At 63.5% G+C, this 10,981-nt stretch carries 15 protein-coding genes; 12 read left to right on the top strand and 3 right to left on the bottom strand.

All coding sequences use genetic code 11. The annotated features are described in order from the left end of the window. Window positions 1-248: 248 nt before the first annotated feature. The 3 genes from ACK4OE_RS23495 to ACK4OE_RS23485 form a co-directional block, all read right to left on the bottom strand. Window positions 249-701, bottom strand: coding sequence for a hypothetical protein (locus ACK4OE_RS23495; RefSeq protein ID WP_409888642.1), 453 nt, complete (start codon window positions 699-701; stop codon window positions 249-251). 529 nt (window positions 702-1,230) lie between these two features. Further along, a complete protein-coding gene (locus tag ACK4OE_RS23490) occupies window positions 1,231-2,319 on the bottom strand; it encodes a phage portal protein (protein ID WP_409888640.1) in 1,089 nt (362 codons plus the stop codon). Beyond that, on the bottom strand, window positions 2,319-4,112 hold the full coding sequence (locus ACK4OE_RS23485; RefSeq protein ID WP_409888638.1) for a terminase ATPase subunit family protein: 1,794 nt from the start codon (window positions 4,110-4,112) through the stop codon (window positions 2,319-2,321). Before ACK4OE_RS23485 ends, ACK4OE_RS23490 begins: the two co-directional genes overlap by 1 nt. A 156-nt stretch (window positions 4,113-4,268) precedes the next feature. Here ACK4OE_RS23485 and ACK4OE_RS23480 point away from each other — a divergent pair, with 156 nt between their 5' ends. The 12 genes from ACK4OE_RS23480 to ACK4OE_RS23425 form a co-directional block, all read left to right on the top strand. Beyond that, complete coding sequence (locus ACK4OE_RS23480; RefSeq protein ID WP_409888636.1) at window positions 4,269-5,096, top strand: GPO family capsid scaffolding protein; 828 nt, start codon at window positions 4,269-4,271, stop codon at window positions 5,094-5,096. Window positions 5,097-5,160: 64 nt separating this feature from the next. Continuing rightward, entirely contained in the window at window positions 5,161-6,171 is a 1,011-nt protein-coding gene (locus ACK4OE_RS23475; protein ID WP_409888634.1) for a phage major capsid protein, P2 family, read from the top strand. 16 nt (window positions 6,172-6,187) lie between these two features. Further along, window positions 6,188-6,889, top strand: coding sequence for a phage terminase small subunit (gpM, locus tag ACK4OE_RS23470; protein WP_409888632.1), 702 nt, complete (start codon window positions 6,188-6,190; stop codon window positions 6,887-6,889). 109 nt (window positions 6,890-6,998) lie between these two features. Next, complete coding sequence (locus tag ACK4OE_RS23465; RefSeq protein ID WP_409888631.1) at window positions 6,999-7,463, top strand: head completion/stabilization protein; 465 nt, start codon at window positions 6,999-7,001, stop codon at window positions 7,461-7,463. Beyond that, entirely contained in the window at window positions 7,463-7,666 is a 204-nt protein-coding gene (locus ACK4OE_RS23460; RefSeq protein WP_409888629.1) for a tail protein X, read from the top strand. The genes ACK4OE_RS23465 and ACK4OE_RS23460 overlap by 1 nt, the downstream gene beginning before the upstream one ends. A 6-nt stretch (window positions 7,667-7,672) precedes the next feature. Then, the gene (locus ACK4OE_RS23455) at window positions 7,673-7,903 is read left to right on the top strand and encodes a hypothetical protein (RefSeq protein WP_409888627.1); all 231 of its coding nucleotides are present in this window, start codon (window positions 7,673-7,675) and stop codon (window positions 7,901-7,903) included. Next, the gene (locus ACK4OE_RS23450; protein WP_409888625.1) at window positions 7,900-8,463 is read left to right on the top strand and encodes a glycoside hydrolase family protein; all 564 of its coding nucleotides are present in this window, start codon (window positions 7,900-7,902) and stop codon (window positions 8,461-8,463) included. Before ACK4OE_RS23455 ends, ACK4OE_RS23450 begins: the two co-directional genes overlap by 4 nt. Next, entirely contained in the window at window positions 8,460-8,717 is a 258-nt protein-coding gene (locus ACK4OE_RS23445) for a hypothetical protein (protein WP_409888623.1), read from the top strand. Before ACK4OE_RS23450 ends, ACK4OE_RS23445 begins: the two co-directional genes overlap by 4 nt. Further along, complete coding sequence (locus tag ACK4OE_RS23440) at window positions 8,711-9,268, top strand: DUF2514 family protein (protein ID WP_409888621.1); 558 nt, start codon at window positions 8,711-8,713, stop codon at window positions 9,266-9,268. Before ACK4OE_RS23445 ends, ACK4OE_RS23440 begins: the two co-directional genes overlap by 7 nt. Next, the gene (locus ACK4OE_RS23435) at window positions 9,252-9,746 is read left to right on the top strand and encodes a phage tail protein (RefSeq protein WP_409888620.1); all 495 of its coding nucleotides are present in this window, start codon (window positions 9,252-9,254) and stop codon (window positions 9,744-9,746) included. Before ACK4OE_RS23440 ends, ACK4OE_RS23435 begins: the two co-directional genes overlap by 17 nt. A gap of 104 nt (window positions 9,747-9,850) precedes the next feature. Then, window positions 9,851-10,315, top strand: a complete 465-nt coding sequence (locus ACK4OE_RS23430; RefSeq protein WP_409888618.1) for a phage virion morphogenesis protein — start codon at window positions 9,851-9,853, stop codon at window positions 10,313-10,315. 75 nt (window positions 10,316-10,390) lie between these two features. After that, a partial coding sequence (locus ACK4OE_RS23425; protein ID WP_409888616.1) for a phage baseplate assembly protein V occupies window positions 10,391-10,981 on the top strand: 591 nt, incomplete at its 3' end.

Raw genomic sequence — 10,981 nt, 5'->3', positions numbered from 1 at the left:
CAGCGGTCAGGAGGCATGGTACAAATCATTCAGGGATACCTCTGAGCGCCCTCTCAAGCAAAAAAGCCCAGAACCTTTCGGTTCTGGGCTTTTGCTATCAATGGTCGGCGTGGCGGGATTCAAATACCGCCCTGGAAGCCGCGCCAATGCTCGCTTTTAGCCCTGAAACTTTGGAAGTTGCCCCAAAAGTTGCCCCAGGGGTTAAGTCCAGCGCCCATTCTCGCCTGAATCGGCAGCGCCCCGAGGATTTAGGGCATCGCCAGCTGACCGCCGCCCTGTAAGTATCGCTGGCGCAGCCAGGGCGACAGGTGCCCCAGCAGCACATTCGCGCTTTGCTCCGAAGGAGCGCACAGCCAAGACTGTGGCCACTGCCGAAGAAATCCATCATCCCACTCCGAGCCGGCCAGCACCATGGTGCAGGCGTCGCGGCGCTTGACCACACGCGCGTGCCAAAGCCCATGCAGTAGCTGGCGGTCCCCTTCCCTGTCGTAAAGCGAAGTGCTCCATACGCCGTTGAATTGGGTGCTGACCACCAGAGCCACCCGCATGGGCCGGCGGCGAAGCAACTGCACCGGTAGGAACACGCCAGCGAATCGAAGCGGAACCACGCATGCCAGCAACCCGTGCATTTTTCGGTTCGCGTTGTCGGCCAGACTGCCAGGGGCGGAGTCGCTTGAAGGGGTAATTCCGGGCAGGTCCATGGTGGGGATTTGGGTAATACTGTATGAATATACAGCCCGCCGTATCCACCAACCATCCGGGAGGCGCAAAAACCCGTCAAATCCCGTCATATGGAATCGCACCAAAACCGGGCGCGAGGCCGCGCCGGGCCTAGCGATGCCCAGGGCCGGCGGCGCCGTCAAAAGTGGTCCATTAAGCACGCGGGCGTGGCGGGGTCTCGACTGCGCGCTGGCGCCTGGGATGGGGTTGCAGGCATGAGGCACGGCCACCGCCTACGCCACACGCCCACGCGGGCGCACGGTGGGCCGATGCAGGGGCCGGGCGCGAACAGGTAAGGGGTGGGTATGTGCGCAACACGCGCGGCGCTCTACGGGCGCAAAAAAGGCCACCGCATGGGTGGCCTTCTGCATTGGCGGCGCGTAGTTCGTGCTGGCCTTGCGCCTGGTGGCGGTGCGGCAGCGGCGCGGTGGCCAGGTGGTGACGCGCGGGCGGCTCTGATTTACATGGAAATACGGGCGCAGCGCTTGCCACTCAAGCGCTGACAGCTATCTATTTGGTAGCGTCGTCCTCACTGCCGCCGATGACGTAAGGCGTGAACCGCACCAGTTCATCACCGAACCAATCATTCAAAGCCTTGAACCGTGTCTGTAGCGGCTCCAGTTCGTTGCGCGCGAAGACTTCCGCCGCCGGCTTCACAGCGCCGAACCCGCCTGTATTGCCTGGCACGATGCCCATAAGCTGGGGCGGCACGCGGTGGGCCGCCAGCACATCGTCGCGGCTCACGTTCTTGATGCTAATGAAGTCATCCTTTGCGGCCACTTCACTGATGGGCAACACCTGAATGCCGTCCTTCTTGCCGTTGGGCGAGTACATGAACAGGTTGCGGAAATTCCCCGGCCCCTTCGCGTTGCGCATGGCTTCGCGTAGCGCGTCCACATCGCCCTGGGCCTGGGCCGGGTCCGTCATGTAGAGGATGAAGCCGGCGTGGCTCCCGTTGTTGTAATACTTGCGACGAAACAGGGTGGCCGATTCGTTCAGCCAGGCCGCCTGCAGCGTGGAGAGGTATTCGGGCAACCCGTACACCTCCTGATTGATGTCCGGTTCAATCAGGTGAAACACGCTCCCCGGCTTGAATTCGTGTTCCTTCCCGAAGCCCTGCACAAAGTAGTAGGTGTCCAGCGCCTGGCCCCTGCGCATGTACTTGGCCAGGCTGTGGCGCAAGCCCAGGTCACGGCCCAGCATGTTGGGCGTTCGCTCCAGATAGGCATTGCCGAAGGTGAGAAAGTCCAGCGCGAATTTGCCGAAGGTGTCACGGCTCAAAAGCCGGTGGGGCACGAAGGTGGACGCCAGAACGTTGCGCTTGAAATACAGCGCGCTCGCGTGGTGCGTGGCGGCCCGAAACGAACGCGCCAGGCCATCCCAGCTGATGGGCGGTTCGTACCACTTGCCATTCAGCCAGGCTTCGCAGTAGTCCAGAATCTCGCGGCCATCGAGCACGGGAAGCGGATCGCCAAAGGTGAACGCCTGGGAGCTGGCCTGCGAGACAGTGGACGCCGACGAACCGGTGGCCGCAGCTGGGGCGGGTACGGTGTTGGAAAAGGCCGGCGCAGCTGCGCGGCGCTGGTTTCGCTTGTTCATTAGGAAAACTCCATTACTGATGTGGTGGCTTCGCTACCGCCTTCCAGCGGCTCGAAGTCCATGGCGTGCATGCAGGCCCAGGCCAAGTCGGCGTGGCCCGTTTCGTTGTTGCGGCCGGCGTCATACGTGGCTTGCCGTCCGCTGGTGGTCAGCACCTTTTTGATGGCCATGAAGGCCTGGGCAAGATCAACCGCGCCCGCGTCAAACTCCAGCCGGCCTTTGCTGATGACGCTTTTTGCTTTGAGCACCAGCCGGGTTTTCACATCCACGCTGTACTGGTACGCGCGGGCCGCCGGGAAGAACTGTTTGACCAGCTGATAGACGCCCTGCCCGATGCCGGTGGTGTCGATGCCGATGTGCTGAACGTTAAAGCGCTCTGTCACCTTCTTGATGGTTTCGGCCTGGGCCTCAAAGTCCAGCCCACGGAACTGGTGGCGCTCCAGCACGCGGAACTTTCCGCCAGGCTCTGCAGGTGGTGCCATCACCACGAGGCCGGCGCTGTCGCCGGTGTGGCTGGGGTCATAGCCAACCCACACAGGGCGCCAGCCAAAGGGCCGCATGCCAAGCGGCTTCACATCGGCCCAGGCTTCCCAGCTGTCCACCATGCAGCGCTGCAGCTCTGCCAGGGGAAACACGCTGTAGCTGTCGTCAAGAAACCCGCACATCAGCAGGTTTTCATAGTCCTCTGCGCTGTACTCCAGCCGCAGTTCGTCAATGTCGAAAAGGTTGCAGCCGCCGCGCATCGCATCCACGATGGTGACGATCTGGCGCCATATCTTGTCCTCGCCCGAGTAACCGCCGGCCAGCCTGTCGTGCGTGAGGTCCAGCGCAATGCGTTCGTTTTTCGGCCGCTTCTTGTTGAACCTTTCACCAGACCACAGCGCATACGCTTCGTGCTGAATGCTTGACGGCGTGGAGAAGTAGGTTTTGCGCCAGTGCTTGTGCATCGCCATGCCGCTGGCCACCTTGTTCAGCTCTGTAAATTTGCGGGTCCAAAAGCACTCATCAAAATAGAAGTTCCCGTGGTAACCCTGCGCCGTCAGCGCATTGGTGCCCAGGAAATACAGCGTCGCGCCGTTGCTCAAAACGATGGGATCGCCCGACAGCTCCAAGTCGCAAGCCTCCTTTGCAAAGGCCACGATGTACTGTTTGAAAATGTGCGCCTGGGCCTTCGACGCGCTGAGGAAAATTTGATTGCGGCCGGTGGCGATGGCATCGGCCAGCGCTTCGCGGGCAAAGTACCAAGTGGCCCCGATCTGCCGCGACTTAAGGATGAAGCGCGTGCGCAGCTCGCTATTGCGAAACCAAACTTTCTGATAGTCGAACAGTGAATCGCGGAACGCATCCAGCAGCTTTTCGTGCTGTTCTTCCGTGAAATGGTTGCGCTCCGGGCGGCGCTTGGGCTTGTCGTTGCGCGCCTTGATGGCCGGGTTCAGGTCCGACTCTTTGCCCGTTTCCGTGTACTTGTGGACGCGGGCAATTTGCGCGATCTGGCGGCCGAGTAGGTCAATCTCTTTGAAGTCGCCGCCGGTTTTGTTGTCCTTCATCACCAGCTGAACCATGCGCGTTTCCAGCGCCGCTTCGACCCGCTGGGCCGGTTGAAACTTGTCCCAGTCTTCGGCATCCTTCCAGCCCTGCACCGTGCTGCGCGGCTCCAAGATGTATTCAGCGATGCTGGAAACGCGCCACCCTTGCCAGTACAAATGCCGCGCCGCGCGGCGCTTGTCAGCTGCGAGGCCATCGGCGGGAACGGTGGAAAAAGGGAGTGCGGGCGCGAGCGTTTGGGAAGCCATGGGGCGAGTTTCGGCCGCATGTCTGTGAAGCACTACACGCTTTCAGAGCCTTTCAAATGTGCCCTGGCCGCACACAGGCGGCATTGATTGCTGGGCTCGCGCGACGGCGAGACGATGGCGGTTACTTCGACCACCACCGTTCAAGGAACGCAACCCATGGCAACCAAATCCCGTTTTTTCCGCGTAGCCACCGAAGGCGCAACCACTGATGGCCGCGCCATCGAAAAGAAGTGGATTGAGCAGATGGCTAAGAACTTCGACCCCAAGAAGTACGGCGCCCGCATCTGGCTCGAACACTATCGCGGCATCGCACCCGAAGGCCTGTTCAAAGCCTACGGCGACGTGCTGGCGCTCGAAGCCCGCGCGGTGGACGGCGGCAAGCTCGCACTGTTCGCGCAAATCGAACCCCTGCCCGAGCTGGTGGCCATGACGAAGGCCAAGCAAAAGATTTACACCAGCATCGAAGTGAACCCGAGTTTTGCCGACACCGGCGAGGCGTACATGACGGGCCTGGGCGTCACCGACAGCCCTGCAAGCCTGGGCACCGATGTGCTGACCTTCGCGGCGCAGAACCCGAAGGCCAGCCCGTTTGCCGGCCGTAAAGAAAACGACGCCATCCTGTTCAGCGAAGCCGTGGAAGCCGAATTCAACTTCGAGGACACCGACGACACCGACGCCGGCGGCACGAAGTTTTCGGAGGTGCTGAAAGGCGTGCTGGCCAAGTTCAAAAAGAAGGGCCAGACCGACGACGCGCGTTTTTCTGACGTGGTGGCCGGCTTTGAGCAGCTGGGCCAAACCATCCAAGAACAGGCCGACGAAATGGCAGAGCAGGCCAAGGCCCACGACAAGCTGGCCAGCGACTTTGCAGCGCTCAAAAAGGCCCACGACGACATGGCCGCCACGCTGGAAAAGACCCCGAGCCACAACCACACCCAGCGCCCACCAGCTGCTGGTGGCAGTGGCGTGGAGCTGACCCAGTTCTAAGCCGCGCCACCCACCACGCACGACCAAACCACCGCAATCAATTCACCCATCAGGAAACCAAAAAATGCGCAACGAAACCCGCAACGTTTACACCGCCCTGCTGTCCCAAATCGCGCGCCTGAACGGCGTTGCCGATGTGTGCAAGCAATTCAACGTGGCCCCGTCCGTCCAGCAAACGCTGGAAAGCAAAATGCAGGAGTCCAGCGACTTCCTGTCGAAAATCAACATGCCATCGGTGGTGGAAGGCCAGGGGGCAAAGCTGGGCCTTGGTATTTCCGGCCCAATCGCAAGCCGTACCAACACCGACAACGCCGACCGCCAGACGCGTGATGTGTCCACGCTGGACAGCAAGGGATACCAGTGCGTGCAGACCAACTTCGACACGCACATCAAGTATCAAAAGCTCGACGCGTGGGCCAAGTTGAAGAACTTCCAGACCCTGGTGGCTATGGCCGTCCTGCGCCGCCAGGCCCTGGACCGCATCATGATCGGGTTCAACGGCACCAGCATTGCCGCCACCACTGATCTGGTGGCAAACCCGCTGCTGCAGGACGTGAACAAGGGCTGGCTGCAGCACCTGCGCGAAGACGCCCCCGCCAACGTGTTGAAAGAGGGCGCCACACCTGGCGTTCTCAAGATCGGCGCTGGCGCAGGCAACGATTACAAGAACCTCGACGCGGCCGTGTATGACGCCATCGGCCTGCTGGCCCCCTGGTACCAGCAAGACCCCGATTTGGTGGTGATCCTGGGCCGCGAGCTGCTGGCAGACAAGTATTTCCCAATGGTGAACGTCAACCAAGCGCCCAGCGAAACCCTTGCGGCCGACATTGTCATCAGCCAGAAGCGCGTGGGGGGGCTGCAAGCGGCCACCGTGCCGTACTTCCCGCCTAACGCCATGCTGGTGACCACCTTCGACAATCTTTCGATCTACTGGCAAGAAGGCGCCCGCCGCCGCCGCATGGAAGAAAACCCGAAGCGCGACCGCGTGGAGAACTACGAAAGCTCGAACGACGCCTACGTGGTTGAAGACAACGACCGCGCCGCGCTGGTGGAAAACATCGAACTGGTGGATTGAGCTGGAGCCCACCACCATGAACACACCGGCAAAGCGCCACAAGATGCGCGTACTGGCCGAGCTGGCGGCGAAGGCCGCCGGCCCAGGCGAAGAGGTGCGGGGCAGCGCTTACGAACTGATGCTGGCGCAGCTGGCAGAGCACAAGCGCACCCTGCGAAAAATCCAGAGCACCGAACGGAAAATCGAAGCCAAGGCCAAGATGCTGCCCGACTTCGAGGAGTACGTGACCGGCGCGCTGGAAGGCGGCCAGGGCGCGCACGATCTGGTGCTAACCACCCTGATGGTTTGGTACTTCGACGTTGGCAACTGGACGCGCGGCCTGGAGATTGCGGCCTATGCGCTCGCCCACGGCCTGGTGCTGCCAGACCAGTACGACCGCGCCCTGCCCACGCTGCTGATTGATGAATCGGCCACCGCAGCAGCGAAGGGGCAATTGGTGGGCGACGAAGCGCTGCGCGTGCTGGCCGAAGTGGACCAGCTCACCGCTACGCACGACGCCCCCGACCAAGCCCGCGCCAAGCTGTTCAAGGCCATCGGGTATGCCCTCATCGGCAAGACGCCGACCCACGAACCTGACATCACCACGCTGGACGAAACCAAGGCACGCATGGCCATGGAGAAGCTGCAGCGCGCCCACGAGCTGTTCGCGCAGGTGGGCGTGAAAAAAGACATGGAACGCCTGGAGCGCCGCATTAAGGCGGCCCCGAGCACCAACTGAGCGCACCCCGCACCCGGCGGCTCCGGGTGCCGCGACCAAGGGCGCAAGCCCATCGGTCAACGCACCCGGACCACCGCCGACCTAACCCCCACCGCCCCAAGGCCTGCCCGTGAGTTTTGTAGCCACTGCCAATCCGCCCATCGAAGCCGAAGATGCCCAGGTTGAAAACGACCCGTGGTTTCCAGCTATCGAGGCGCCCAAGGTCCGCGAAGCGTGCCTGCTTGACGGTACCGTGACGGCCGCCCGCCTGGCCGATGCCATCGCGGGCGCCATTGACGCGGTGAATGCCGAGCTGCGCACCTACAAAGCCGACCAGCTGGCCCTGGGCGTGGAGTCCCTGGACGATGCGGGCGACGGCCGCCAGGCCGGCCGCTACCTGCGCGCCATCCACGCGCATGTGCAGGCCGATCTGGCCGAGGCGTACCGCGAAATCGACACCACGCCGCACAACGACAGCAAAACCGAACGCATCCGCGAGCGCATCGAAGCCAAGGTGGATGAACACCGCCGCAAGCTCCGGTGGGCCATCTCCGACCTGTTGGGCCGGCGCCGCACCACGGTGGAGCTGATCTGATGCGCGCCGTTGCCCAGGACCACGAAATGCTGGATGAGCTGTGCCGCCGCACCACTGGCGCCACGGCTGACGTGGTGGAAGCCACGCTGGCCGCAAACCCCGGCCTGGCCATGCTGGGGCCACGCCTGCCCGCTGGCACCGTGGTGCAAATAGTTGTCCCGCCCAAACGAACCAAAAAACAAACCATCAACCTGTGGGACTAAATCACCATGAGCGACAGCGTAAGCAACATCGCCAAGGCCGTGGGCGTTGAAGCCATGAAGGCATCGCCACCCGTTGCCGTGGCCGCGAAACAAGACGGCGGCTTTTTCACACTGAGCCCAATTACCACCCTGACCTGCATTTATCTGGTGCTGCAAATCGCCTACCTGGCCTGGCGGTGGCACCACGAACGCGCCGACCGTCACGCCAAGCGCAACGCCTGCGAGGTGGCCGAATGACCACCAGCACCCGCCAGCGCATCGCCGTGGCCCTGCTGTCGCTGTCGGCGGCCGGCTTTGCCACGTGGAAGACCAGCGAAGGCGACGGCCCCACCAGCGTGCGGGCCGATGGCGCCGTGGTGCACCACCCCTACGTGCCAACGGCCGGCGACGTGCCCACCATCGGCCACGGGTCCACCCGCTACGAAGACGGCACACCCGTACGCCTGACTGATGCGCCTATCACGCGCCAGCGGGCCGAGCTTCTGGCGCTGAACCTGCACAGCGCCGATGAAGTGCGGTTCAAAGCCAGCCTGCCCGGCGTGCTGCTGTACCCCGGAGAATTCGACCTGTACCAAGACTGGGTGGGCCAGTTCGGCAGTGGCAATTGGCGCAAACCCAATTCCCCGCGCACCTGGTTGCTGCGCGGCGACCACGTGGGCGCCTGCCAGGCGCTGCTGCTGTGGCGGTTTCAGGCCGGCCGCGATTGCCGCCTGCCGCAGAACTGGGGGCCGAAGGGCTGCAAGGGCGTGTGGACGCGCCAGCAAAAGAGGCATGCGGACTGCATGGCGATGCAATGAGCCAGGCCCTGCAAATCCAACCGCTGGCCGTCTATCACCGCGAGGTGTTTGTGACCAGCTCGCGGGCTACAACCAAGGCCAAGCCCGCCAGGCCGGCGCGCGTGGAAATCAGCTATCAGGCGAACGGCGCAAACCTTGTCATTGCGATGGCTGCAGCCGATGCCGAGGCGGTGGCCGAAGAACTGGTGCACGCCGCTGCCCGCGTGCGTGAAATCAACCTTTCCCGCACAGCTGCGAAGGGGCCGAAATGCTGACCACCCTGCGCGCCAATGCCTGGAAATACACCGCCCTGGCCCTTGGGCTGGGCCTGGGCTTCGCGCTGCTGATGCAGACCCTGCGCCTGGCCGAATCCGAGCTGGAAACCGCCCACACCGAAACCACCCTGCAGGCCGAGCGCGCCGCCGCCGCGCTGTCTGCGCTCAAAACCTCAGAACGCTATCGCAAGCTAGGAGACAAGCACCGTGACGAAATCGCCCAAACCGACACCGAAGCGCAGGCCGCGCTGGCTCTGGCTGATGATGGCCGCGCTCGCGCCCTGGATGCTCGCAACCGGCTGCAGCACGACCTTGCCGCCTATCTCACCCAGCACCGTGCCGCCGCCCAGGCTCGCGCCGCTGCCGGCCAGTGCGCGCCAGACACCCGCCCCGCCGAGCTGCTTGCCGACCTGCAACGACGCGCTGACGACAGAGCGGGAGAGCTGGCGCACGTTGCTGACACCGCCCGCGCCCGCGGGATCGCCTGCGAGCGCGCCTACGACAGCGCCCGCAACATGATCGAGGCCGCCCAAAATGGAAAAGCCGAGTAGCCTGCGCGAGACGCTGACCAATGCCCTGCCGACCGTCAAGAAAGACCCGCAAAAGCTGGCCATCTTCATCACCGGCGGCCGGATCATGCACAGCGGCACCGACTCACTGTCGTTTGAGTACGCCTACACCCTGCGCGCGCTGCTGCTGGACTATGCGGGCCATGCCGACGCGGTGATGGCGCCCCTGGTAGAGTGGATGAAGCGAAACCAGCCGGAGGTCTTCGACGATCCCGCAAAGCGTGCCCGCGCCATCCGCTTCGAGGCCGAGTATCTGAACGCCAAGGCCATCGACCTGCAAATTGACCTGGAACTGACCGAGCGCGTTATTGCGCGCCCGCGTGCAGATGGCCCTGCGGGTGCGCTGGACCTGATCCACCCCAAGGAACCACCGCCACAGCTGGCGATACTGCAGGCCGAACACTGGGAAGTGTGGCTGCGCGACGAAAAGCTGGCCACGTGGGACTACGCCCCCCGATGAAATACCTGTTCACCCTTTGTTTTCTGGTGTGGGAAGCCTGGCTGCGCGTGCGCGGCCCCTGGCGCCGCTGGCGCCGCGCCCGCCAGCGCCGGGAGCCCTGAGCCATGGCCGACGACTTCATGCAGCTGGAAGGCTGGCTGCAGCCGCTGCTGGACCGCCTGAGCAATGCCGAGCGCCGCAAACTGGCACTGGACGTGGCGCGCGAGCTGCGCCGCGAGAATGCGGCCACCATCCGCGCGCAGCACGGGCCAGATGGTGAAGCCTGGGCGCCCCGTAAGAACCCGATGCGCGACCAGCGCGGGCAGCTGCGCAAGCGCAACGCCGACAGCATGTTCACCAAGATGGCCGGCGCCAAACACCTGCGCGCCCAGGTCGAAGGCGGCGACGCGGTGGTGGGCTTTGTGGGCCGAACCGAGCGCATCGCCCGCGTGCACCACTTCGGCCTGCGTGACAGCGTGAAGCCTGGCGGCCCGAAATACGACTACCCAGCGCGTCCACTGCTGGGCATTTCCGACGACTTCACCAAGCGCCTGCAGGACCGTCTTTTGTCGCATCTGACCGGCGGGTGAAATGCCGAATGTGTGCACCCCGCACACAGGGCAAACCGCGTGCGTTTCCGCGCACGCGCGGGCACCATCAATTGCATGGATCGCCCCATAGACCAACCCGAATCCCCTTTTGAAATCCTGCGCCGCATGGAGAACCTGGCGCGCGTGGGCACTGTGGAAGAAGTGCGCACCACCAAGCCCGCCCGCGTGCGCATCCGCAGCGGCGACATGGTGACGAACTGGCTCCCCTGGGTGGCTGGCCGCGCCGGTGGCGCAGCTGGTGCAATGTGGTGGCCGCCCGTGAAGGGCGAGCAGGTGCTGATGCTGGCACCCGGCGGCGATCTGAATAACGCCATGGTGCTGCCCGGTGCATTCAGCGACAAGATGCCGCAGAACGGCGACAACCCGGCCATGTTCCGCATGGACTTTGGGGGCGGTGCGTACATGGAACACGACGCCATCAACGGCAACTTCCGACTGGAAGCCATGGCGTCGATTCACATCCAGTGCATGGGCTCCAGCATCACCATCTCCGAGGATGGGATCACCATGCAAGGCGCTGGAGGGACCGCAACGCTCAACAGCGAAGGCTTGAAGGTCACGCCCGATGTGCTGGCACAAGACATCAGCCTGGTGAACCACCTGCACCCCGGCGTGAAGCGCGGCGGCGAAGAAACGGACCCGCCC

Source organism: Acidovorax sp., assembly GCF_046314175.1.
Lineage (GTDB): Bacteria > Pseudomonadota > Gammaproteobacteria > Burkholderiales > Burkholderiaceae_C > Acidovorax.
The sequence above is the reverse complement of the archived record's forward strand: the minus strand, read 5'-3'. Positions and strand labels throughout refer to the sequence as shown.